Annotated in this window: 15 protein-coding genes and 1 pseudogene; 8 read left to right on the forward strand and 8 right to left on the reverse strand. The window is 43.5% G+C overall.

All coding sequences use genetic code 11. From position 1 onward, the window contains the following. Positions 1-343: 343 nt before the first annotated feature. On the reverse strand, positions 344-2092 hold the full coding sequence (gene recN, locus V7K76_RS01975; protein ID WP_334775195.1) for a DNA repair protein RecN: 1749 nt from the start codon (positions 2090-2092) through the stop codon (positions 344-346). A gap of 525 nt (positions 2093-2617) precedes the next feature. Here recN and V7K76_RS01980 point away from each other — a divergent pair. Further along, positions 2618-4630 (forward strand): ABC1 kinase family protein, encoded by a 2013-nt coding sequence (locus V7K76_RS01980; protein ID WP_334775194.1) that lies wholly within the window; start codon positions 2618-2620, stop codon positions 4628-4630. A gap of 304 nt (positions 4631-4934) precedes the next feature. On the opposite strand, the gene cysC is transcribed toward V7K76_RS01980, so the two are convergent. Continuing rightward, positions 4935-5474 (reverse strand): adenylyl-sulfate kinase, encoded by a 540-nt coding sequence (gene cysC, locus V7K76_RS01985; RefSeq protein WP_334775193.1) that lies wholly within the window; start codon positions 5472-5474, stop codon positions 4935-4937. Between the two features lie 1388 nt (positions 5475-6862). Here cysC and V7K76_RS01990 point away from each other — a divergent pair. Together V7K76_RS01990 and V7K76_RS01995 are read left to right on the forward strand one after the other, a co-directional pair. Beyond that, complete coding sequence (locus tag V7K76_RS01990; RefSeq protein ID WP_334775192.1) at positions 6863-7963, forward strand: TIGR03032 family protein; 1101 nt, start codon at positions 6863-6865, stop codon at positions 7961-7963. A gap of 68 nt (positions 7964-8031) precedes the next feature. After that, positions 8032-12756, forward strand: coding sequence for a beta strand repeat-containing protein (locus tag V7K76_RS01995; RefSeq protein WP_334775191.1), 4725 nt, complete (start codon positions 8032-8034; stop codon positions 12754-12756). 304 nt (positions 12757-13060) lie between these two features. Here the strand turns inward: V7K76_RS01995 and V7K76_RS02000 are convergent, their stop codons facing one another. Together V7K76_RS02000 and V7K76_RS02005 are read right to left on the reverse strand one after the other, a co-directional pair. Continuing rightward, on the reverse strand, positions 13061-13495 hold the full coding sequence (locus V7K76_RS02000; RefSeq protein WP_334775190.1) for a hypothetical protein: 435 nt from the start codon (positions 13493-13495) through the stop codon (positions 13061-13063). A gap of 207 nt (positions 13496-13702) precedes the next feature. Beyond that, positions 13703-16687: a valine--tRNA ligase gene (locus V7K76_RS02005; RefSeq protein ID WP_334775189.1), complete on the reverse strand. Its 2985-nt coding sequence runs from the start codon at positions 16685-16687 to the stop codon at positions 13703-13705. Between the two features lie 57 nt (positions 16688-16744). Here V7K76_RS02005 and V7K76_RS02010 point away from each other — a divergent pair. The 3 genes and pseudogenes from V7K76_RS02010 to V7K76_RS02020 all read left to right on the forward strand — a co-directional run bounded on the left by V7K76_RS02010 (position 16745) and on the right by V7K76_RS02020 (position 19739). After that, positions 16745-17167 (forward strand): annotated as a pseudogene (locus V7K76_RS02010) (GxxExxY protein). 46 nt (positions 17168-17213) lie between these two features. Next, positions 17214-18479, forward strand: a complete 1266-nt coding sequence (locus V7K76_RS02015; RefSeq protein ID WP_334775188.1) for an MFS transporter — start codon at positions 17214-17216, stop codon at positions 18477-18479. Positions 18480-18779: 300 nt separating this feature from the next. Next, positions 18780-19739, forward strand: a complete 960-nt coding sequence (locus V7K76_RS02020; RefSeq protein WP_334775187.1) for an N-acetylglucosamine kinase — start codon at positions 18780-18782, stop codon at positions 19737-19739. A 26-nt stretch (positions 19740-19765) separates the two neighbouring features. On the opposite strand, the gene V7K76_RS02025 is transcribed toward V7K76_RS02020, so the two are convergent. The 3 genes from V7K76_RS02025 to V7K76_RS02035 all read right to left on the reverse strand — a co-directional run bounded on the left by V7K76_RS02025 (position 19766) and on the right by V7K76_RS02035 (position 22313). Next, a complete protein-coding gene (locus V7K76_RS02025; protein WP_334775186.1) occupies positions 19766-20506 on the reverse strand; it encodes a dienelactone hydrolase family protein in 741 nt (246 codons plus the stop codon). After that, the gene (locus V7K76_RS02030) at positions 20476-20742 is read right to left on the reverse strand and encodes a hypothetical protein (RefSeq protein WP_334775185.1); all 267 of its coding nucleotides are present in this window, start codon (positions 20740-20742) and stop codon (positions 20476-20478) included. The genes V7K76_RS02025 and V7K76_RS02030 overlap by 31 nt, the downstream gene beginning before the upstream one ends. A 308-nt stretch (positions 20743-21050) precedes the next feature. After that, positions 21051-22313: an FGGY-family carbohydrate kinase gene (locus V7K76_RS02035; protein ID WP_334775184.1), complete on the reverse strand. Its 1263-nt coding sequence runs from the start codon at positions 22311-22313 to the stop codon at positions 21051-21053. 190 nt (positions 22314-22503) lie between these two features. Here V7K76_RS02035 and psaM point away from each other — a divergent pair, with 190 nt between their 5' ends. Continuing rightward, complete coding sequence (gene psaM, locus V7K76_RS02040) at positions 22504-22602, forward strand: photosystem I reaction center subunit XII (RefSeq protein ID WP_334709783.1); 99 nt, start codon at positions 22504-22506, stop codon at positions 22600-22602. Positions 22603-23084: 482 nt separating this feature from the next. Then, positions 23085-23495 carry a hypothetical protein gene (locus V7K76_RS02045; protein WP_334775183.1) on the forward strand — a complete coding sequence of 137 codons (411 nt, stop codon included), beginning with the start codon at positions 23085-23087 and terminating at the stop codon, positions 23493-23495. 235 nt (positions 23496-23730) lie between these two features. Here V7K76_RS02045 and V7K76_RS02050 read toward each other — a convergent pair whose 3' ends face one another. Beyond that, positions 23731-24450 carry a tetratricopeptide repeat protein gene (locus V7K76_RS02050; RefSeq protein WP_334775182.1) on the reverse strand — a complete coding sequence of 240 codons (720 nt, stop codon included), beginning with the start codon at positions 24448-24450 and terminating at the stop codon, positions 23731-23733. Positions 24451-24917: the final 467 nt, after the last annotated feature.

The raw sequence follows: 24917 nt of genomic DNA on the forward strand, positions 1-24917 counted from the left end.
CGAACGCTCCGAATTCAAAATTCAAAATTAATAGGACTTACACATTGACAATAAACGTCAAATATGTAAGAGGTCAAAAACCATATTTTTCGTAGGGGCAATTCATGAATTGCCCCTACAGCGTGGTCTATTGGCAATCATAAGGATAATTTAGAAAAGCCTGAAACAACACATTTTCGTTAATACACATCACGATAAATAAATTTAGGGGCTTTAAACCCTTGATTGCTGAGGGCAAAAAATATATTTTCTTCCTCCTGCCTCCGTTTCTCCCTCTGCTCAAGAACAGCTTGCCTCAACCAAGAAATTCCAAAACCTACGCAGTATTGCCCTAGCTCTTCGCTCAAGTATGCTCTCCACGACGGTGGTTAGCAGCTTGTAATAACAGAGATTCGGCAAAAGCGATCGCATCACTTGCAGATTTACCACCAGCTAACTGCGCTAGTTCTTCCCGGCGTGTGGTTAAATTATCCAACGCAGTAACTCTAACAACGGTACGCTGTTCAGCATTGACATTGTTGGCTTTTTTACCCTTGCCTTGATTAATAGTTTGCTTATCTACGCGGAAATGCCGATCCGCCATTGCCGCAACTAAAGGTTGGTGAGTAACACATAATACTTGATTGCGTTGACTTAGCTGGTGTAATTTTTCTGCGATCGCTTGGGCTACCCTTCCCGAAACCCCAACATCAATTTCATCAAAAACCATTGTTCCAGCCACATCAACTTGAGAAAAACAAGCTTTCAGCGCCAATAAAAAGCGACTCATTTCCCCGCCAGAGGCAACTTCCGTTAACGGTTGCAGTGGTTCTCCAGGGTTGGAACTAAATGTAAAGGTAATTTTATCTGCTCCCATCGCAGTTGGGAAAGCTGGTAATATTTCAACCAAGAACTTCACCTTTTCCATCGCTAGGGGCTTGAGTTCAGCTATCAAACGTGACTCTAAATTAGCAGCTGCTTTACTCCGCAGTTGAGTTAACTGATTAGTTGCTTGGGTGAGTTTTTCAAAACACGCTTTTTCTTGCTGTTCCAAGTTTTCAATAGATTGTTCGCTGTCGTTCAGTTGGGCTAATTCTCCTTGGATACGTTGGTAATATGCGATCGCTTCTGTCAGTGTCGGCCCATATTTGCGGCAAATTTGCTTTAATTCCTGAATCCGTTCTTCCACCTCTTCCAACCTCTGCGGATCGGCTTCCAATCCGTCCCCATAAGCATTAATCTGCCTTCCCACTTCCATTACCGCAGCTTGCGCGTCCCGCACCAATTCCAACAGGTGTTGTAGTTGGGCATCATATTCCACCATGTCATTTAATATCGCCTCACTGTCTCCCAATAAATCTCCGGCGGCGGGAGTTTCATGATCGTTTTGATACAAAGCCTGATAAACCTTGTAACTCATTTGTTGCAAATCGACGACATGATTCAGGCGTTCCCGTTCTTGTCCCAACTGTTCCAATTCATTCGGTTCGCTGAGATTGGCTGCTCCCAATTCTTGCACTTGATAAGTGAGCAAATCTAGCTGTTGCAACCTTTCCCGTTCTGATGTCCGGCGTTTTTCTAGTGCTAAATGCGCCTGTTGGTAAGTACTAAAGCTTGTAGCAACTTTATGACGCTGCTGCATCAAGGAGTCGCCACCATATAAATCTAACCAGTCCCGGACTTGGGCAGATTGTCCCACTTGTACAGTTTGACCTTGGGCTGTGATTTCCACCAAGCGATCGCGCATTCCTCCCATAATCTGCCGATTTACCAACACACCATTCACCCGCGATCGACTACGGATATTACTAGCAGTCGCCGTGATTTCTCGGCTAATGACTACAGAATTTTCATCAAGCAAATCTATTTCTTGTTCAGTCAACCAAGCCGCTAGAGGTGCATTTGAGGTGAAAGTCGCTTCTACCATCGCCCGACTTGTCCCCGTGCGAATGACTCGACTAGAGACTTTACCGCCCAAAGCAGCATCAATGGCATCCAAGATAATCGATTTTCCCGCGCCGGTTTCACCTGTCAACACATTTAGTCCCGCGCCAAATTCTAATTCCAGTTGGTCAATTAGGGCAAAGTTTTCAATTCGTAGGCAGAGCAACATCAAGCCAAATTCTCCATGAGGGCAGATGCCGGATAATTCCAATTTACAGGACAATAAGTATAATCTTTCAGCAACTAGCAATACCTACTACTATTGGACTAGTACCGCAAGGCGGAATTCCAAATTCAAAATGACGCTCGTTCGCGTAGCGTGTCGCAGACAAAACTCGCTAACGCTGCGCTAACAAAATTCAAAATTAATAGATCGTAAGCGTTTCATTAATTTTGAATGGTGAGGCAGTCCGGTCTTGGGGGTTTCCCCCATGAGGAACTGCCGTTAGCGCAGCGTTAGCGAGTCTGCGAGCGTCACCCGAAGGGGTGGTTTATTTACGCCGTGTTGTACTAGTATGCTCATTTCAGTGTAACAAACTAGTAGGGACTGGGGATTGGGGACTAGGTACTGGGTACTGGGGGCTAGAAAAAAAATTAGTTGAACCTTAATGCCCAATGCCCAATGCCCCATTCCCAATTTCTAAACATATTGTTACAATACTTAATGTGATCGTTCTGACTGGTGGCCTTTTTCATGATTGTTAAGACACTTCCCCCTAGTTCCCGACCGATTCAGGAGGACAGTCACAACGGCACAAATCGCCGGGGTGAACTGGACGTTATTGATATAGTGCCAGAAAAAAATGGTAGACAAAGCTTGGTTGTGCCGCAGATAGACTCGTCGCACACATCACCAAGACTCTTAAGTGCCCAAAAGGTAAGGACAACAGCCGAACCTGAGACGCTTTACGATCCCGTGGCTATAGCGGCGCATTACCAAAGCAGACCGCTGCAAGTTGTACAGCGAATTTTTGCTGTGCTGGGGCCGACTCTATCCTTTGCTTTCGGGTTGTGGTCGGATGGTAAACGGGGAATTGTCGTCAAAAATGACCGCCGCCGAGCCACTCAGCTACGAGTATTGCTGACTCAATTGGGGCCTGCTTACATCAAAATTGGGCAAGCTTTGTCCACCAGACCGGATCTAGTTCCTCCCGTCTTCTTAGAAGAATTAACTAAGCTACAAGACCAATTACCACCCTTTCCCAACGAAATTGCTTACCAGTTTATCAAGGAAGAACTAGGCGCACCTCCAGAAGATGTTTACGCCGAACTCTCGGCCCAGCCAATTGCTGCGGCTTCTTTGGGCCAAGTCTATAAAGGTAAGCTAAAAACTGGTGAAGAAGTCGCCGTTAAAATCCAACGCCCCGACTTAAGAGAGCGAATCACCATTGACTTATATATCTTGCGTAACCTCGCTGGTTGGGTGCAGAAAAAGGTCAAACGGGTAAGAAGTGACTTAGTTGGGATTCTCGATGAATTAGGCGATCGCATTTTTGAAGAGATGGACTACATCCACGAAGGCGAAAATGCTGAACGATTCTTCGAGCTATACGGTCATATAAAAGACATATACGTACCGAAAATTTACTGGGAATATACCAATCGTCGCGTCTTGACGATGGAGTGGATTAACGGTACAAAATTAACCCAGACAGCAGAAATTAGTGCCCAAGGCATAAATGCTCGTTACCTCATTGAAGTGGGTGTGCAATGTTCGCTGCGTCAGTTGCTAGAACATGGATTTTTCCACGCAGATCCCCACCCTGGTAATTTGTTAGCAACACCAGATGGTAAACTAGCCTATCTCGACTTTGGGATGATGAGCGAGATTAAGCCACCACAGCGTTATGGTTTAATTGAAGCGATCGTCCACGTTGTCAACCGCGACTTTGAAGGATTAGCAAAAGACTACGTTAAATTAGATTTCTTATCACCAGAAACCGATTTAACACCAATTATCCCAGCTTTTGCGAGAGTCTTTGCTGATGCCGAAGGAGCCAGTGTTGCCGATCTTAATATTAAAAGCATCACTGATGAACTATCGGCTTTGATGTACGAATATCCTTTCCGCGTACCACCCTACTACGCCTTAATTATTCGTTCCCTCGTGACGCTGGAAGGTATTGCAATATTTATAGATCCCAACTTTAAAGTCCTCAGCGAAGCTTATCCCTACGTTTCTAAACGCCTTTTAACAGATCCAGCACCGCAATTAAGAGCATCATTGCAAGATTTGCTATTTAAAGATGGCAGATTTCGCTGGAATCGCTTAGAAAACTTGTTAAAAAATGCGCGTAACAGTCAAGATTACGACTTTAATTTAGTGCTGAATCAGGGCATAGAATTTCTGTCATCTGAACGCGGCGCTTTCATTCGTGACAAACTAGTAGATGAATCTGTTAACGGACTGGATGCTTTAAGTAAAAATGTTTTGCATAACTTTACCTCCCTGTTGCGGGAACGGGTAGGATTGACAGCAGTTAATGAAACTCCAGCAGCGACAGTTGAGCAACAACAAACCTTAGAGCATATCAAACGTATATTAGGTATTCTCCGAGAAACACAAGGCTTTGATCCAATTCAACTAGCATCACAAATTGCTCAGTTATTGGTAAATTCAGATGTACAACGTTTAGGTCAACAAATTGCCAACCGCTTCACGCAAAAGGCTGTAGCTAGATTAATTCGGCAATTATTAGCATCGTAGTAAAAGTTATGAGTTAAAACTTTCTTTACAGCTATTTTCAGGTAAATAGACCATGCGGTAGGGGCACAGCATTTCTGTGCCCTTACGACAGATGTTGCCTCGTTCCCAGTCGGAGACTGGGAATGCCTGTCGTTGAGGCTCCGCCTCCCTTGCTGGCGGCAGAGGCGCTTTTGAGTTGCATTTCCAGCCAGAGGCTAGAAACGAGATTTGAAAAGGGTTTTAGCTTAAGTTGACACCAATGAGCAATGCTGTGCCCTTACGACAGATGTAGTTCAAATACATGAAAACTGCTGTAATTCATAAATCAATTAGCAACTACATAACCCAACTCTTGCAGCTTTTCCAAAACCTTAGTTGCACTTTCAACAACGCTTTCTTGGTTAGTTTGACATTCGACTTCAGGATAGAGTGGTATTTCATAAGGATCATCAATACCAGTGAAGTGCTTAATTTCCCCGGCTCTTGCTTTTTTATATAACCCTTTTACATCTCGCTGTTCACAAACCTCTAACGATGCATTGACGTAAACTTCAACGAAAGATGGAATACTTTGGCGCACTTCTTGCCGAATTTCGCGGTACGGTGAAATTGCCGAAACCAAAACAATTACATTATTTCTGGTAAGAAGGTGAGCAACAAAGCCAATGCGCCGAATATTTTCCTCTCGATCCTCTTTACTGAAACCCAACCCCTTGCATAGGTTTTGACGTACCGCATCGCCATCCAGAACTTCAACTCTGTGTCCCTGTATCCGCAATTCCTTCTCCACGAATTTACAGATAGTAGTTTTACCTGCACCACTCAAACCAGTGAACCATACCGTCACACCACAATCTTGTTGCATAATCTTACCTCCGCCTTATACTTCAAATGGCAAACCCAAAAAAGCTTTTTTAGGTAATTTTTCAGATTCAGATAGCAATTTTATTTTTATAATCTTTTTTTAGCAGTAATTTCAGGCGTTGCTTTACAGATGGTGTCAACTTAAGTTGAAACTCCTTTAAAACTCAATACGGTTCAGTTAAGGATAATCGTAGGTTGGGTAGAACGAAGTGAAACCCAACAAACCCTCGAAAATGTTGGGTTTCGTTCCTCCACCCAACCTACGCATCTGAGGGGTTTTTGGCGCTAACTGAACGGTATTGCTTTAAAACTTCGTTTCCAGCCAGAGTCGCGAAATGCAACTCAAAAGCGGCAGAGCCGCCAGCAAGGGAGGCGGAGCCTTTAAGACGGCATTCCCAGTCGGAGACTGGGAACGAGACAATATCTAAAAGCTGGTTCTAGTACAGCACGGCGTAAATAGATATACCATTCTAAATCCCTGAAAACCTTACGCTGTATTCATTTTGAATTTTGTTAGCGCAGCGTTAGCGAGTCTTGTCTGCGACACGCTACGCGAACGAGCGTCATTTTGAATTTTGAATTCCGCCTTGCGGTACTAGGCTTGCTTTCACATTAAGTTGACATGAATGGCTTTGCTCGCAATCACGGGAGCATCCCAAATGTGTAAAAACATAATTTGTCATTGCGAGCGGAACGCAGTGAAGCAAAGCAATCGCAAACTACAGATGTTGCGATCGCTTTATTTTGCAACTCTTGGAAACGCTACCGCGTAGCAAGATCCCCGTAGGGGTACGCTTCATTCGCAATGACAAGTAACGGTTTTGGTAAATCTACAAAATTGCGATGTTCCCGCAATCACAACATCATTTATTTCGTGGAACACTCTTTGACTCATTGTAAGTGAATAACTACTTAACTACATTTAGTTTTATTTCAATATTTAATACATTCAATAGCAATGTTTGTGATGAGCTACACACCTACGCATTTTCTTAAAACTAACGACAAAAATCGCTTCTATACAAATAAATTCTACTGTTCCAGCTTGCAAATTATTAAAGTTTTAAGCAAATTACATATTCAGTATATATACAGATTTTGTTTGAATAAAGAGTTTTTAATATAACAATAGGTTGCAAAATTAGATTTAGGGCTAGGAAACTATAAAAACTAAATTCAAAATCTCTGCAAAGTTAGATACAGTGCAGCTTTATTGTGGTATGACCTGCCATCTAGAGACTATCTCTTTTGGGTTCTGTCTTTGGTGCAGGTTTGTTTATTGACAATGATGGCACGCCTGATCGTCTTTGTCCTTAATTCTGAGAGATTCGTAGCGAGCGATTTATCGAAATTTCCCCAACAAAATTTGAAATTTAATTCAACTTATTTATGTTAGCCACCTCTACCACTACTGCCCCAGAAGAGAATAACTTAATTCAGTGTGATGCCGATCAGGGATTTATCTCCTGGCTGAGTCAAGCCGGAGGCTCAGTTGCCATCACCACCTACCAAGCTGGAAAACTGGCAGTTGCGGGCTGGAATGGTCAACAGATAACCATGCTGTTACGCCAATTTTCCAAACCAATGGGATTAGCGGTTCATGGTTCACGTTTAGCACTGGCTAGCCAGCATGAAGTCTGTTTACTAGCCAATGCTCCGGTATTAGCTTATGAGTTTTTAGAAGACCAGCCCGGACGCTATGATGCCCTTTATCTGCCACGGATGACATATTTTACAGGCGACCTAAACATTCACGACCTGGAATTTGGCAGAGAAGGGCTGTGGATTGTCAACACCCGCTTTTCGTGTCTTTCCACCTTGAGTCCAGACTTTAGCTTTGTACCGCGCTGGCATCCCAAATTTATTTCTGAAGTAGTGCCAGAAGACCGTTGCCACCTGAATGGGTTAGCGATGGTGGATGGCAAACCCAAGTATGTGACTGCCCTCGGTGCAACGGATAGCGTCGGTGGGTGGCGACCAGGTAAAGCCAACGGTGGGGTCGTGATGGAAGTGGAGAGTAATGAAATTATTGTAGATGGATTATCAATGCCCCATTCCCCAATCTGGCATGACGGATTTTTGTGGCTACTCAACTCTGGTGCTGGAGAAATATGGCGTATTCACCCAGAATCAGGAGACAAACAGGTAGTCTGTGTGCTGCCTGGATTTCTGCGTGGGTTGTGCTGCGTGGGCTATTACGCCCTAGTGGGACTATGCCAAATTCGGGAACGGCATATTTTTGGTGGGTTGCCTATTACCCAACGGTTTGAGCAGTTGCTCTGTGGTGTAGCAGTCGTGGATTTACGAAATGGGCAGCAAGTGGGGATGCTGAAGTTCACCATTGGTTGTCAAGAACTTTATGATGTGCAGTTTCTTGCTGGTGTACAGCGTCCGATGGTTTTGAATCAGGAACGAAAAGAAATCCGCCAAGCATTTACAGCACCAGAGTTGAACTACTGGCTGCGACCAAGTGCGGTGATTCCTAATTAGTAGGGAGTCTCCTTAATTAGTGCGTAATTGTTGAAATCAAACTTTTAGTTTTTAAGAGAGGTTTTTTCATGACTGAATTTCAAGTTAATAATTACATCAGCAATAGTCAATCTAATTCCACAGTAGCGATAGATCCAAATGGGAATTTTGTTATTTCCTGGCAAAGCTTTGGCCAGGATGGGGATAAGAATGGGATATATGCCCAACGCTACAACAGCACTGGGGTAGCTCAAGGGAGCGAATTCAGAGTCAATAGCACCACTAGCGGCGATCAAAATAGCCCCACAATAGCCATAGATGCAGATGGGGATTTTGTCATCTCCTGGACTGGTCAAGATGGGTCTGGCAGTGGAATATATGCCCAACGCTACAACAGTGCTGGGGTAGCTGTTGGGAGCGAATTTAGAGTCAATAGCACCACTAGCGGCAATCAAAATAACTCCACCATAGCTATAGATGCAGTTGGGGATTTTGTCATCTCCTGGACTGGTCAAGATGCTTCTGGCAGTGGAATATATGCCCAACGCTACAACAGTGCTGGGGTAGCTGTTGGGAGCGAATTCAGAGTCAATAACACCACTAGCGGCGATCAGAATAACTCCACAATAGCGATAGATGCAGATGGGGACTTTGTAGTTTCCTGGCAAAGCTATGGTCAGGACGGGGATTACTATGGGATATACGCCCAACGCTACAACAATGCTGGGGTAGCTGTTGGGGTCGAATTCCAAGTCAATAGCACCACCATCCGTAATCAATTTAACCCCGCAATAGCGATGGATGCGAGTGGGGATTTTGTAGTCTCTTGGCAAAGCCTTGGTCAGGATGGATCTGGTTATGGAATATATGCCCAACGCTACAACAATGCTGGGGTAGCTGTTGGGGTCGAATTCCAAGTCAATAACACTACCATATCCAATCAAACTAACCCCACAGTAGCGATGGATGCAAATGGGGATTTTGTTATTTCATGGCAAAGCTATGGTCAGGATGGGGATAATAATGGGATATATGCCCGACGCTACAACAGTTCTGGGGTGGCTCAAGGGAGCGAATTTCTGGTCAATGACACCACCACCGATAATCAAAGTAACCCATCAGTAGCGATCGCTGCTGATGGGAACTTTGTCATTTCCTGGCAAAGCTTTGAGCAAGACGGGTCTAGTGATGGGATATATGCCCAACTATACAAGAACAATGGGGTTCCCCCGATAGTCACCTCTGGTTCTGCCTCTGCTCTGGCCTACACCGAGAATGCCACTACAGCCATCGATTCAGGCATCACCGTCAGTGATGCAGACTCCACTAACCTAGCTAGTGCTACTGTCAGCATTAGCAGTGGCTTTATTTCTGCTCAAGACACCCTCGCTTTCACCGACCAATATGGGATTAAGGGCAGCTACAACAGCAGCACAGGTGTCTTAACCTTAACTGGTAGTTCCAGCGTTGCGAATTATCAAACCGCACTGCGTTCCATTACTTATACCAACAGTAGCGACAACCCCAGTACTACACCTCGTAGTATCAGCTTTATAGTTAATGATGGGAGCAATAATAGTACCGTCGTTACCCGCAATATTAATATTACGGCGGTGAATGATGCGCCCATTGCTACTGCCACTAATACTGCTCTGGCATACATTGAGAATGCTACTACAATCATCGACTCAGGTATCACAGTCAGCGATGTAGACTCTGCTAACCTCTCCAGTGCTACTATCAGCATTACCAGTGGTTTTGTCTCTACTCAAGACATCCTCGCCTTCACCAGTCAGAATGGGATTGTGGGCAACTACAACAGCAGCACAGGTGTTTTAACCTTAACTGGCAGTTCTAGCATTGCTAATTATCAAACTGTACTGCGTTCTGTTACTTATACCAACAGTAGTGATAACCCCACTACTACACCTCGTACCATCAGCTTTGTGGTTAATGATGGGAGTACTAATAGTACTACCGTTACCCGCAATATTAATATTACGGCGGTGAACAATGCGCCCATTGCTACTGCCACCAACTCTGCTCTGGCATACACCGAGAACGCTACTATAGCGATCGATTCAGGTATCACAGTCAGCGATGTAGACTCTGCTAACCTCTCCAGTGCTACTATCAGAATTAGCAGTGGCTTTATTTCTGCTCAAGACACCCTCGCTTTCACCGACCAATATGGGATTACGGGCAGCTATAACAGCACCACAGGTGTTTTAACCTTAACTGGCAGTTCCAGTGTTGCAAATTATCAAACCGCACTACGTTCTGTTACTTATACCAACGGCAGTGATAATCCCACTACTACACCTCGTACCGTCAGCTTTGTGGTTAATGATGGGAGTACTAATAGTACTACCGTTACCCGCAATATTAATATTACGGCGGTAAATGATACTCCTGTTGCTGTTAACGATAGCATCACCACAAACAAAAACACACCTATTATCATTAGCGCTACTACTCTGTTGAGTAATGATACAGATGCGGACAATGACGTACTGAACATTACCAGCTTCACTCAACCTAGTCAGGGAAGCGTAATTAACAACGGCAACGGTACTTACACTTATACCCCTTCCCAAAACTATTATGGCTCCGACGGCTTCACTTACACTATAAGTGATGGGCACGGTGGCAACAGTACTGCCACCGTAAACTTGACCATTAATCAAATCACCCCTCCGATTAATGGCACTTCTGGTGCAGATAACCTGACTGGTACGGTGAATATGGATATCATCTCAGGATTGCAGGGCAATGATACCCTCCAAGGACTAGGTGATAACGACACCCTTGATGGTGGCGATGGGAATGATTTATTAGATGGTGGTGCCGGATCTGACAGTCTCATTGGCGGTAAAGGCAATGACACTTATATTGTGGACAACATCGGCGACGCTATTATTGAAGGCTTAAATGCAGGCACAGATTTAGTCAAGTCTTCAGTTAGTTGGGTGTTGGGAAGTAACCTGGAAAATCTAACCCTGACTGGAACTGGAGCAATCAATGGTACTGGTAACACCCTTAATAACATCTTAATTGGAAATACTGCTGCTAACATCTTGAGCGGAGACAATGGTAACGATAATCTCTTTGGTGATTCAGGCGATGATACATTGCTGGGTGGTGCAGGCAATGACACCTTAGATGGAGGTTTAGGATCTGACAGTCTCATTGGTGGACTTGGTAATGATACTTACATCGTAGACAACCTAAACGATACTATTATTGAAGCCTTAAATGCAGGCACAGATTTAGTTAAGTCTTCAGTGACTTTCGTCTTGGCAGATAACGTGGAGAATTTGACCCTGACTGGAAGCGGGGCAATCAATGGTACTGGTAACAGCCTTAATAATATCTTGATTGGAAATACTGGCGCTAACTTTTTGAGCGGAGGAGATGGGAATGATAGCCTCATTGGTGGTGCAGGTAATGATACCTTGTTGGGGGGTTCCGGCAATGACACCTTGGATGGAGGTTTAGGATCTGATATTTTCAATGGTGGAGACGGCAATGACACTTACATCGTAGACAACGCGAACGATGTTATTACTGAATCCGCCAATGCAGGAATAGATTTAGTCAAATCTTCGGTGACTTTCGTGTTGGCAGATAACTTGGAGAATTTGACCCTGACTGGAACCGCCGCAATCAATGGTACTGGTAACAGCCTTGATAACATCCTGATTGGAAATACTGGCGCTAACTTTTTGAGCGGAGGAGATGGCAAAGACAGCCTAATTGGTGGTACAGGCAATGATACCTTGTTAGGCGGTGCAGGCGATGACACCTTGGATGGGGGTGCAGGGATTGATAGTCTCATTGGTGGAGATGGCAATGATATCTACACCGTAGACAGCCTGAACGATACTATTACTGAAGGCTTAAATGCAGGCATAGATTCAGTTAAATCTTCGGTGACTTGGACGTTGGGAGATAACCTGGAGAATTTGACCCTGACTGGAAGCGGGGCAATCAATGGTACTGGTAATAGCCTTGATAACATCCTGATAGGAAATGCTGGCGCTAACTTTTTGAGCGGAGGAGATGGCAAAGACAGCCTCTTTGGTAGCTCAGGCAATGATACCTTGTTAGGCGGTGCAGGCGATGACACCTTGGATGGAGGTGCAGGGATTGATAGTCTCATTGGTGGAGATGGCAATGACATCTACACCGTAGACAACGTTAGCGATATTATTACTGAAGGCTTAAATGCAGGCATAGATTCAGTTAACTCTTCGGTGACTTGGACGTTGGGAGATAACCTAGAGAATTTGACCCTGACTGGAACTGGGGCAATCAATGGTACTGGTAATAGCCTTAATAACATCCTGATAGGAAATGCTGGTGCTAACACCTTGAGCGGAGGAGATGGTAATGATACCGTCTATGGCAACTCAGGCAATGATACCTTGTTAGGTGGTGCAGGTAACGATGTACTGATTGGTGGAATTGGTCGAGATGTGCTGACTGGTGGAACTGGGCAAGATAGCTTATATCTGACTGATACCCGCACTGGAGGCTACGATACCATCACTGATTTTACTGTTGGAGATGATACTATCTTCATTTCTAAGGCAGAATTCGGACTCAGCCAATCTCAGAATACTGTACTTGATTCTGGCTTGTTCCGACTTGGGACTATTGCTACAACCGCAAGCGATCGCTTCATCTATAATCAAACTACGGGTAACTTATTCTTTGATAAAGATGGAGTTGGTGGTACAGCCCAAGTTCAAATAGCCCAGTTCTCGAATAATGCTCTGCTTAGTAGTGCAAATATTACTGTGATTGCCTAACGAAAGCTCAAACAATTAAATAATTCGTAATTCGTAATTCGTAATTCGTAATTAAGTTTTGTGAAAGCGTTGCGGTAGCGAGTCTGCGATAGCGCCGGCGGCAAGCGAGTACTCGAGCGTCGCGTCCGGGGATTTAGACCCCGACCCAAAACTTGCCGGTTATTGAACCGGGGGATTTAAACCCACGGTACTCGGTTAAACTAAAATCAACCTAATGTAGAGACGCGATAAATCGCCGTCTCTACAAGTGTTTTGTTGCTCATTCTGAACTGTATTGCTTTATAGGCAACACAACTGCAAATTTTTAACTTTCCTCTTGGGTATAACCGTTTTTCTCGCGTTTGAGGCTTTCTTCTAAGGCTTGAATTTGTTCGCGACGAGCTTCTAATTCCAAGGAACGCCGCGCTAAGTCTTGATTTTGCAACGTCAGGGATTGTCGCCAATGTTCTGCTCGCTCGGCTTCATGCTGCAAAAATTCCGGGGTAATGCCGATGGTGAGGTAGCTTTGTACCAGATGGAGTACCCAGTTGGTGGCATCTTCTATTTTTTGAATATCGCCTGTAGGGGAAAGTTCCACTAAGACAAGCAAGTTTTCACTCATGATCTTTCCCTTTCCCAGCAAAATGAAAGCCTCTTCGGGAATTATCGCCCACAAGTTATCAGCTTCTTGACGCGCCAACAAGCGTAACTGGTGCTGGTCTAAAAAATCGTTTTTACGCACCTGGGCTAGATACAGCATGAAGTCGCTTCGCTCCAATTCAAAATTCAAAATGACGCTCACAGATTCGCTAACGCTGCGCTAACAAAATTCAAAATTAATAAAAAATTTAATAAAAAATAAGTGCCAGAATTTATATTTGGATTTTGTTAATTGGTAATGGGTAATTGGGAATTAATAACTCTTCATATTACCCATTACAGTTATCCTAAGTCATGCAGGCGATCGCTACGGCAACGCATTCAGGCGTACGCGCAAAATTTCTGCTTGTTTTTGTGCTTCTGCTAAGGCTTCCCGCGCTCCCTGTACCACGTCAGCCCTAGCTCTATCTACGAAACTAGGATTGTTTAATCTGGTACTCAGGGATTGAACTTCAGCTTCAGCTTTGCTCAAGCTTTTTTCTAGCTTGGCACGCACAACTTCAATATCTACCACACCGCTAAGAGGAATTAGCACTTGTATTGTACCAATTACACCTGCGATCGCATTTTCTGGTTCTTGCGGTTGTTCTAATTCTCTCTGCGGAAAAAATCGGCTCCATAACCTAAGTCTCGCTTGAGCAGTTAGGAAATTTTGGCTAACAAACCAAGTTGTGTAACCAAAACCAACTAGTTCAAAGAAAGTTCCGATGATGGGAATGTCATCAATGGCATACCCTACAGCTAAACCCAATCTACCAAAGATAATGGCCACAATAATTAAGCCAATTGTCTTCAAACCCCTTTGAGGTTTTTTCGCAGCAACAGTTTGGTTTTCTTGTTTGTCAGTAATGGTTAAAGTCTCAACCTTCGCCAAATCTTTAATATAATCCTGTCCAGCAGTCAGAATTTCCCGCTCTTTCTGGCTTTGGGTTTGCAAATTCGCTGTCACTTTTACCCCTGGCTTAATATCCGCTTCAGCACGCAAATTCCGAATTGTGCGGATAGTAGCAATCAGCAATTCAAACTGTTCTTCTAAAGCTGGATCAATTAGGTTTGTGTCTATCTGAGGATAGATTTGTAACGGTAAAGTTTGCGGGGAATCTGCTGATTGTTGGGTGAGAGTTTGCCAAATTTCTTCGGTAATATGAGGCATCAACGGATGAAGCAGTTTTAAAATTCCTTCCAGTAGGTAGCCGAGGGTTTGCTGTGCTACCCGCCGCGATACTGGATCGGCATCTGCTTGCAATCTGGATTTCACCAGTTCAATATACTGATCGCAGAAATCACCCCAGATAAATTCGTAGAGTCCTTTTGCTGCTTCCCCTAAACCGTAATTATCGATGTAATTGGTGGTTTGTTTGATAACTTGATGATACCGCGAGATGATCCAGCGATCGCTCAATTCGATAGCGACTGGGTTCCCCAATTGTTGCGGCGTTTGTCCATCCAAATTCATCATCACAAACCGAGCAGCATTCCACAACTTGTTTGCAAAGTTGCGGGATGCCTCCACCGATGCAGATTCATCCTTTTTGCGATCGTATTCTAAGCGGATATCTTGACCAGCACCAGCCACTTCTCTAATTAGTGTATATCGCAGGGCATCAGTACCATATTTGTCAATTAATAACAACGGATCAATACCATTACCTTTGGTCTTAGACATCTTCTGACCTTTTTCATCCAGCACCAAGCCGTGGATGTAAACTGTTTGGAAAGGCATTTGTCCAGTAAGATGCCCAGCCATCATGGTCATTCTGGCTACCCAGAAAAAGATGATGTCAAAGCCTGTCACCAAAGTAGTAGTCGGGTAGTAAGTTGCTAAATCTTGAGTTTGTTCCGGCCAGCCTAGAGTTGAAAACGGCCAAAGTCCAGAAGAAAACCAAGTATCTAGCACATCTGGGTCTTGTTCTAACTTGACATTTTCACCAAATTGTGATTTAGCTTTTTCCCAAGCTTCAGTTTCCGATTTCGCCACCACAAACGGCGTATTATCGGTAATTTGCCCACCCGTTTCACTGACAGCGTACCAAGCCGGAATTTGGTGTCCCCACCATAATTGGCGAGAGATACACCAATCAGTGAGTTTTACTAGCCAATCACGATAGACCTTAGTCCAGCGTTGGGGGACAAATTCTGGAGAAGTTTGTTGGTCGAGGAATTCGAGAGTGTTGTCAGCTAGGGGGCGAATTTTGACGAACCACTGAGTTGAGAGGAGAGGTTCAATAGGTACTTTACCGCGATCGCTGTAGGGAACGGTATGCTTATAATCTTCGATCTTCACCAAAAAGCCATCTGCTTCTAGGCGAGAAACCACATTTTTTCTCGCAACAAAGCGGTCTTGTCCTTGAAACTCCCCAGCATTGGCGTTGAGAGTGCCGTCTTTGTTCATAATGTTGATCAACGGCAGATTGTGACGCTTACCCATGTCAAAATCGTTCGGGTCATGGGCGGGAGTTACCTTTACGCAACCTGTGCCAAAAGTGGGGTCAACGAATTCATCGCCAATGATGGGAATTTCTCGTTGTAGAATGGGCAGAGTTAAAGTTTTGCCAATGAGATGTTTGTAGCGATCGTCATTGGGATTAACTGCTACTGCTGTATCGCCCAGCATCGTTTCTGGTCGCGTTGTCGCCACCTCCACAAAACCAGAACCATCGGTGAGGGGATAGCGGAAGTGCCAGAGATTTCCATTCACCTCTTGATTTTCTACTTCCACATCAGACACAGCCGACCCAGAAGCGGGACACCAGTTAACTAAATATTCACCACGATAAATTAAGCCTTCCTCGTAGAGACGAGTAAATGCCTCGACAACAGCTTTAGATAAACCTTCATCCAGGGTAAACCTTTCCCGTGACCAGTCCACTGAGACACCCAAGCGTCGTAGCTGATTCAGAATCGTTCCTTCAGACTCCGCTTTCCATTGCCAAGCGCGTTCTAGGAACTTTTCGCGCCCCAACTCGTAACGAGTCTTACCCTCTGTCTTGAGTTGATTTTCCAGCATAGTATGCACAGCAATGCTGGCATGGTCAGTTCCGGGTAGCCATAGGGTATTGCGCCCCTGCATCCGGTGGTAGCGTACGAGGGTATCAATCAACGCACTTTCAAATGCGTGACCTATATGTAAGTTACCGGTGACATTGGGGGGGGGAATGACGATGCAGTAGGGTTCGCCGCCTTTGTTGGGGTCAGCTTTGTAAACTTGGTTGTCTTCCCAGAATTTTTGCCACTTGGCTTCAGTGGAAAAGGGGTCGTAGAGACTGGGGAGATTGGGAATAGTTGCGGTCATGCGGGAAAACTAAGGAAGGACTTTAATAAATTTTGCCATAGGGTTGGAGAGGGATTGATGGAAACGAACCGCAGAGGCGCAGAGAACGCGGAGGGAAGAGAGTTAGGAGAGGATATGAATCGGCTTACGGGTGAGGTGATTGGGGCGGCGATTGAGGTGCATAGGGTGTTGGGGCCTGGATTTTTGGAGGAGGTGTATAAGGAAGCGCTAATTATAGAATTTTTTAGGTGTGGGATACCTCATGTGGTTGAGAAGGGGGTAACAGTAAATTACAAAGGACATGAAGTAGGCAAGGGTAGATTAGATTTTCTGGTTGCCAATTGTCTAATTGTGGAATTAAAAGCTATCCAAAATTTAGCCCCAATCCACGAAGCTCAAGTCCTTTCATAACTTAAAATGACTAATTACCCCTTAGCCCTTCTCATTAACTTTAACGTCCCCCTCCTCAAAGACGGCATCAAACGCATCATCCTCTCTTAATCTCTCTCTGCGCCCTCTGCGCCTCTGCGGTTCGTCCCCTAAACCCATGAAACACCAAACAACCTCCCCTTGGACTTTCATCCCCACCCTATATTTCACCTCCGGCATACCTTACATTATCATCAACACAGTTTCCGTAATCTTTTACAAAAAACTCGGAATAGATAACACTCAAATTGCCTTATGGACAAGCTTTCTCTATCTACCTTGGGTCATCAAAATGTTTTGGGGCCCAATTGTTGATATTTACTCTACCAAACGTAAATGGATAATTTACACCCAATTTGCCATGTTCTGCTGCTTGGGTTTGATAGCCTTCTCCTTACAACTGCCAAATTTCTTTTTCATCTCCCTCGCAGCATTAACAATAGGAGCATTTATTTCTGCAACTTATGACATTGCTACAGATGGCTTCTATCTGCTGGCTTTATCTCCAGAACAACAAGCCTTATTTGTCGGCATTCGCTCACTATTTTATCGAATGGCTGTCATTTTTGGTTCTGGAATATTAGTAGTCTTAGCAGGTCAACTTGAAATATATCTCAATAATATTCCTTTAAGCTGGACTATAGCTATTGGCTTCTCAGCTTTAATTTTAGCAATTTTGTTTATTTACCATCGGCTAATTTTACCCTTACCCGAATCAGACAAACAACGACAAATACAAGCTAGGGAAAATATACCCTTTTGGTCAATCATTAGCTCATATTTTGCTCAGGATAAAATTATAAACATTTTAGCATTTATCTTACTCTACAGATTTGGCGAAGCAATGCTTGTGAAAATAGCCTCTTTGTTTTTATTGGATAAACCAGAAGTAGGTGGTTTAGGACTATCAACGTCAGATGTCGGCTTAGTCTACGGAACATTTGGGGTAATCTCCTTAATTTGTGGAGGAATTATAGGAGGTTTATTAATTTCAAAATATGGATTAAAAAAGTGTTTGTTTCCTATGGCTTTAGCTTTGAATTTACCTGATATTTTTTATGTGTATATGGCTTACACTAAACCTTCACTAATATTAGTTTATCCCTTGGTTTCATTGGAGCAATTTGGTTATGGTTTTGGTTTTACCGCTTTTAGTGTTTATTTAATGTATATTTGCCAAGGCGAATATAAAACTTCTCATTTTGCTATCTCCACTGGCATCATGGCTTTAGGGATGATGCTACCAGGTTTAATTAGCGGTTATCTGCAAAAAATTTTTGGCTATCCATTATTTTTTCTCTTAGTTTGTTTGTTAACTATTCCTGGGATGATTGCTCTGTTTTTTATACCTTTAAAAAAAGAACCGAAGCGTCAAAATAGTTAATGTTATTACAGATTTAAGTAAGTCGGTGCTAATATTTCCAGCTATGTTAAGGAATTTTAATGTAGGGTGTGTTGTCGCAAAGCACAACGCACCGTCAATAATCTCAAGGAAGTTAGCCTACGGCATAACACACCCTACAGCTAATTTATATTTCTTCATATACATTGAATTTTTCTCACCGACTTACTTATAGCAATTGTAAATGAGTTATGAAAAATAGGTTTCTAATCGAACCACAGAGGCGCAGAGAACACAGAGAGATAATAAATAGAGATTTTAACAAAGATTCAGAACTGCTATATGAGTTATGTTTTGGGAATAGATGGTGGTGGTAGCAAGACTGTTTGTGTCTTGATGGATGATTGGCTTCAAGTGCTAGGTCGTGGTGAAGCAGGCCCATCTAATTATCAGAGTATAGGTATCGAAGCAACTTTACAATCTATTCAATCTGCAATTCATAATGCGGTTGAGGCAGTAATAATTACAAATACTGTTAATATTGATGCGATATGTTTGGGTTTAGCGGGTGTAGGTCGTGCAGCAGATATAGAAGTAGTAAAACGTTTAGTACAAGAGTTACAAAATAACAAATCTCTGTCTATCAATTGGGTATTACAGCCAGGAAATATTGTAATCTGTAACGATGCTTTAATTGCTTTATTTGGTGGAATTGGTCAGCCTGTAGGAATTGTAGTTGCAGCCGGTACTGGCTCGATAGTTTTCGGACGAAATCATCAGGGACATACTAAGCGAGTCGGCGGCTGGGGGTATATTCTAGGAGATGAAGGTAGTGCCTATAAAATTGCGATCGCAGGTATGAATGCAGCATTAAAATCTTATGATGGACGGGAAATGTCAACGAGTTTAGTAGAAACTTTCAAACAGCATCTTGGTTTGGAAAATATAGAAGATTTAATAGAATTAATATATCGGCGAGAATGGGGAGTTAAACAGATAGCTGCTTTAGCACCAATTGTAGATTTTGCAGCAGCTTCAGGTGATATAGTAGCGAATATCATAATTGATGATGCTATAAAAGAGTTAGTCAAAGCTACATCTACAGTAATTGATGCAATTTTTACTGCCGACTCAGTTTTAGAAGTCGTGACAACAGGAAGTGTGTGGCGCGGTAGATGCAAAATTCATGAGAGATTTGCAGCGTCTCTTGTTAAGGAGTTTCCTAATGTAAATGTGATTTTTCCGAGGCATGAACCTGCTTATGGTGCTGGTTTGTTAGCGTTACAAACAACTCAAAATTGATGCGAATAAAGCAATAACATAAGTTTTCAGTCTGCGAATATGCGCCCCAAAAAAGTTACTATTTCAGACCAAGCAGCAGTGGTAGCACTCGAATCATAACGATAACCGTCGTCGCGCATGAATGTATGTTCTGCTTCATACAAGAAAACTTGGTGAGGTATGTTAGCATTTTGAATTGCTTTGATTATGGTCTGGCGATCGCACTCTGGTATATGAGGGTCAAGAGTACCAAACACTATTAGCATCTCGCCTTTGATTTCACTTACCCTCTGGATTGTATCGGCTACCTCTTTACCCAGTTTACCACTGGGAATACCAGTCGGGTAACAGCAGACACAAGCCCGAATTTCACTTTGAAATGCTGCGCGGAAAGCTAAATGTCCACCAATACAAAAGCCGAGAGTGCCTATTTGATTTGGAGAAACCGCACTCTCTGTTTTCAGAAATTCAATTACAGCAAGGCAATCGGCATCATAATCAGCTACGGAGGTTCGACGCGCATCGTCATTACCGCGCATCCTTCCCAGATCGTCTGGCTCAATTATTAAACCAACTGGCTCAATTCGGTGAAAAATTTCTGGGGCTGCTATTACATAGCCGTATCCTGCTAAGTAGTTAGCTAGACGAATCATTGCATCACCTAACTGATAAATATCACTGTAGAAGACAATACCAGGGTATTTTCCGGCGGCTTTGGGAGCTGCAACATAAACACGCATTAAGCTGCCATCTACTCTTAATTCAACATTGCGCTTAGTGATTTGCACTTTTTTGTCTCCGTGTTCCGCTTGCTGTCATTAGCTTCTACACTGTAACGCCGCAGCATCCGGTTACTTTCAATCCACAATTTGGGGTTTTTCTGCCATGATTGCGATCGCTTAATATCACCGAAGTTTTCCGAGGTATGAGCCTGCTTACGGTGCTGGTTTGTTGGCGTTGCAGAGGTTAGCGCGAGAAGCGAAATAGGAAGCGATCGCATTTTCACAAATTTTTTACGAACCACAGAGGCACAGAGAACACAGAGAGGTTAAGAGTGCGATCGCTTAATATCCCCAGTGAAAGTTTGTCATGTTTGCCTTAATGCACCGATTACTTATTAGTGTAGACTAGTTATAAATCATACCAATAATTAATAAAGGGGATAGATGACATTCGCTTGCTGCGAAGCACCCATCCCCGAATAGCTGCCCAGATGATCAACCTGGAATCTATAGTCCGGTATCTAATCATCCAAGTATCGTCCGAGATATATGGATTGTCACTGGGATAGATACTGATTTAGAAGATATTTACTAAAAGATGCACTGTTGATTAACCCCTTTTTCTCTCTCCCATCGCCAATAGCGCTGTCCCGTAAGCTGCTTCTGTGTATAGTGACGCTACTACAGGAATCTGCAAATTACGCGCTCTAATTGCAGTCCAAGTATGATTCGCTGCGCCACCACCAGCAGTATAAACACGGCTCAATTTGTTTGCTCCCATTGTCTGTAATAATTCATACCCTCGTGCTTCTATGCGGGCAATGCTTTCTAACAACCCATGCAGAAATTCCACTGGATTCTCTGGGCGTGGTTCCAATCGTGGGGATAAATCGGGATCATTAATGGGAAAGCGATCGCCTACCTTCAACAACGGATAATAATCTAACTCGCTGGCTTTTGATGCGTCAATCTCCCGGCTAAGGCTTGCTAACTCAGCGTTTGTGAAAAATTGCTTGAGTACTGCACCTCCAGTATTAGAAGCACCCCCAGTCAGCCATAAATCACCCAATCGATGGCTGTAAATCCCATATCTGGCATCTTCTACACGGCCACGACTTAACAACTTTAGTACCAACGTGGAACCAAGGGAAGTCACGGCTTCACCTGGTAATTTTGCCCCACTAGCGAGAAAAGCGGCAATACTATCGGTTGTACCAGCACACACCAGACAATCACGGCGGAAACCGAACTTATCCGCAATTTCAGGGCGCAATTGGGCTATCGGAGTCCCAGGAGTTAAAACTTTGGGTAGCTGAATCGATATTTGTAACAATTCTAGCCATTTTGGGTATTTTAACTCCTCCACGTCATAACCCAGCTTTAAAGCATTATGGTAATCGCTAATACCCAATTGTCCATGTAAGAGAAACGCCAGCCAATCTGCTTGATGCAAAAAATATTTAGCTTCACTAAAAGAGGGTAATTGTCTCATCCATAAAAGTTTGGCCAGGCTGGAGGTGGCACTCAACACGGTATGATTGGGGGGTGCGATACTCCTCAAATGCTCTAGGACAGATGATCCCCGCGTATCGTCGTACAAAAGTGGTGCATCTACAGGATTGCCAGCAGCATCGACTAGCAAGACAGTGGAAGAAGTACCATTGATTGCGATCGCTTTAATTTCTCGCCGTAATTGGTCAGGTATTTGTTCCACCAGCACAAACAAAGCCTCTTGCCAAATTTTTGGCGTAACGGCGGCTGGTGAGTCCTGGAAAGGATATCGCACCTCAGCTTGAATACAAGAAGCTTCCTCGTCAATCACCACGCCGCGCGCGCCAGATGTGCCGAAGTCGATACCCAGATATAAATTCATATTTTTATAAATTTTTTTAAGGGAAAATAAATAAAGACTACTGACTAATAACTGCTTTTGTTGCATCTTGTAACAAGATATTCCACAATCTTGGCAAAACAAGGAAAAGTAGTAAACGAACTGTTCAAAATCTATTCAGGTTAGGAGGTTTTTAGCCATGCCTATCTTAGATACTCTGTACATCGCTCAGATATCTTCTCTCTCAGATACTCAAGTCTACATCGCTCTAGTTGTAGCCTTGATTCCAGGAGTTCTAGCTTGGCGATTAGCCACAGAACTTTACAAATAACACTCCCATGTGACACAGTTAAAAAGCTAATAATCCTGGCAGTACGGGGTGCAATTTCCAGAAACTTGTGGTTTTATGCCACAAGTAGCTAGAAACCTTGCACTTACGTAAGCCAGGTTATTTTTTAACTGGTGCAACACTTGTAGCTATTTTAAAAAAATGAAGTAATATGACAGCTAAATCAAGCATTCAGGAGTGCCTATCTCTGAGTGCTGATCTCTGAGTGCTGAGTGCTGAGTGGACAGGAAGAAGTAATGAGTAAGAAGTAGTACTTTTGAATCTTCCCACTCTAAGTCGAGACAGTAGCTACTCTGAACTGATTTGATGCTAAGTTCTAATTCAGTTCTAAGTATCGAGTGCTGTTAGCAGTAGCGGGACGTTTAGTACGTATTGAGTTGTAAATCTCACTCACCACTCACCACTCATAACTCAGCACTCTTCATAGTGCTTCTCTTCACTAAGCGAGGTTATCTTTTAGCATCATGAACGCAATTCAACCGTCCAGACCACCGTCACAACCGATACAAAAACGCCGGGTCATTCCTCGACCAAAGCGGCATCTTCGTCAACGTTCTTACCAGGTGATGGCACTGGAAAGCACAGCCAAAATAGCAGTTAATTTCGTCATTACAGCCGTTGCCGCATCTGCGTTAGCACAACTTTTGCCTTATCATTGGTTACAGCAAGAAAAGTTGCGAGAAATCAGTACTGAAGTTAAGCAGATGGAAGGACATGTCAATGGTTTGCAGGCGGAATTTAGCCGTAACTTTGATCCGCAACAAGCTAAAAGTATTAGACAACAGCAAGGATACCGATTTGATCCCAGCCAGCGTCAGGTGGTGTTGATGAATCAAGATCGCCAAGAATATGATCCAACAGAGTCATCACCCTAAGACAAATAGCGAATTTTAGGATTATTTAGGTTTCTTGTAATTCTGGCTATGTATAAACTGGGTGTTAATTTATATTATTGCTAATAAATAATGGTTAATAGCTAATTTTTGAATAGCTATGTAGTTATCATCTATTAGTCATTAGCGATACAGCGTCGCTCCGCTCCAATTCAAAATTCAAAATGAAGAATCTACTTTTTGAATCTTGAATTTGCAAAAAGAATTAATCTACCAATTAGGACGCTGATTCAGATAGCAACTCATTTAGCCGATTTTCGAGTTGTAAACGCAAACGACAACCAGTAATATCATTACTGTTACCCTGAGAGGGCAGTTGAGTGAGGGCGCGACGATAATCTGCGATCGCACAATTCCAGTCGCCCCAAAGATGGTAAGTCTTGCCGCGTTCAGCCCAGATATGACCTTCTAGTTGACCGAAAAGCAGTGCTACCTCAAAATTCTCAATTGCCTCCTCGTATTGCCCCAAATCGCGCCAGGTAATGCCTCGGTTAATCCGCGCTCGGACATGGCGAGGATTCAAATTAATCGCTTGATCGTAGTCGGCAAGTGCTACTGCTAATTCTCCACAAGTCGCGTAGTAATTTGCTCGGTTATTATAAGCACTAGCCAAATAGGGATCGAGTTTAAGGGCGCTGTTATAGTCGTAAAGCGCTTTTTGCCTTTCGCCACTTTGAAAATAAATCAGCCCCCGATTGTTGTAATCAACAGCATTATCGGGGTGGCGGCAGATTAGTTGGGTTAAAAGTGCGATCGCTTCGGTATAATCTCCTTGTTGAGCCAACCTCAAAGCACAAGAGCGTAAATCGCTATCTTCAAAAATCGATTCGCTGCGATCGCTTGTACTCCGGTCTTGAAGTTTGTTTGTAGTATCTAGAACATACTTATATTGCTTACTTTGCTGGTTATCGTCAGCTAAAAATGAGTGAATATTCATCTTTACCTACATTAAAGCCCTGCTTTTTGAAATAAAAATCTAGTTTTTTACTGCTGGTGGTTTTACCACTGTCTCTATTTTTAAGGTATTTATGGTTACTTGGAAGCCATCTCAAGACTGAACTTAACTACCCACACCAGTAGAAATCTACGCCCTAAATAAACAATTGCTCCTTAAACCTAATTATGGATACTCGATCCCGAAGGTGAATTCCAGAAATAGCAGACGTGAATCTCAAAGACTAGTCAAGTAGTGAGAGCGACAAATTGGTAGAATGCCAACAAGCTGTTCGTTAAAGAGGGGACTGGGGACTGGAAACTGGGGACTGGGGACTGGAAACTGGGAACTGGGGACTGGAAACTGGGAACTGGGGACTGGGAACTTGGGACTTGGGACTTGGGACTGGGAACTTGGGACTTGGGACTGCAAAGAATTCACTACCCTCTCTCTCCATGCCCAATCCCTAA

Source organism: Nostoc sp., assembly GCF_036917975.1.
In the GTDB taxonomy this organism is placed as follows: domain Bacteria; phylum Cyanobacteriota; class Cyanobacteriia; order Cyanobacteriales; family Nostocaceae; genus Nostoc.

Bases quoted from the DNA above. Each gene is read 5' to 3' on its own strand.
- cysC (WP_334775193.1), bottom strand. From the start codon at position 5,474: ATGCAACAAGATTGTGGTGTGACGGTATGGTTCACTGGTTTGAGTGGT.
- recN (WP_334775195.1), bottom strand. From the start codon at position 2,092: ATGTTGCTCTGCCTACGAATTGAAAACTTTGCCCTAATTGACCAACTG.
- V7K76_RS01980 (WP_334775194.1), top strand. From the start codon at position 2,618: ATGATTGTTAAGACACTTCCCCCTAGTTCCCGACCGATTCAGGAGGAC.
- V7K76_RS02050 (WP_334775182.1), bottom strand. From the start codon at position 24,450: ATGAATATTCACTCATTTTTAGCTGACGATAACCAGCAAAGTAAGCAA.
- V7K76_RS02000 (WP_334775190.1), bottom strand. From the start codon at position 13,495: ATGCTGTATCTAGCCCAGGTGCGTAAAAACGATTTTTTAGACCAGCAC.
- V7K76_RS02005 (WP_334775189.1), bottom strand. From the start codon at position 16,687: ATGACCGCAACTATTCCCAATCTCCCCAGTCTCTACGACCCCTTTTCC.
- V7K76_RS01995 (WP_334775191.1), top strand. From the start codon at position 8,032: ATGACTGAATTTCAAGTTAATAATTACATCAGCAATAGTCAATCTAAT.
- V7K76_RS01990 (WP_334775192.1), top strand. From the start codon at position 6,863: ATGTTAGCCACCTCTACCACTACTGCCCCAGAAGAGAATAACTTAATT.
- V7K76_RS02035 (WP_334775184.1), bottom strand. From the start codon at position 22,313: ATGAATTTATATCTGGGTATCGACTTCGGCACATCTGGCGCGCGCGGC.
- V7K76_RS02020 (WP_334775187.1), top strand. From the start codon at position 18,780: ATGAGTTATGTTTTGGGAATAGATGGTGGTGGTAGCAAGACTGTTTGT.
- V7K76_RS02045 (WP_334775183.1), top strand. From the start codon at position 23,085: ATGAACGCAATTCAACCGTCCAGACCACCGTCACAACCGATACAAAAA.
- V7K76_RS02015 (WP_334775188.1), top strand. From the start codon at position 17,214: ATGAAACACCAAACAACCTCCCCTTGGACTTTCATCCCCACCCTATAT.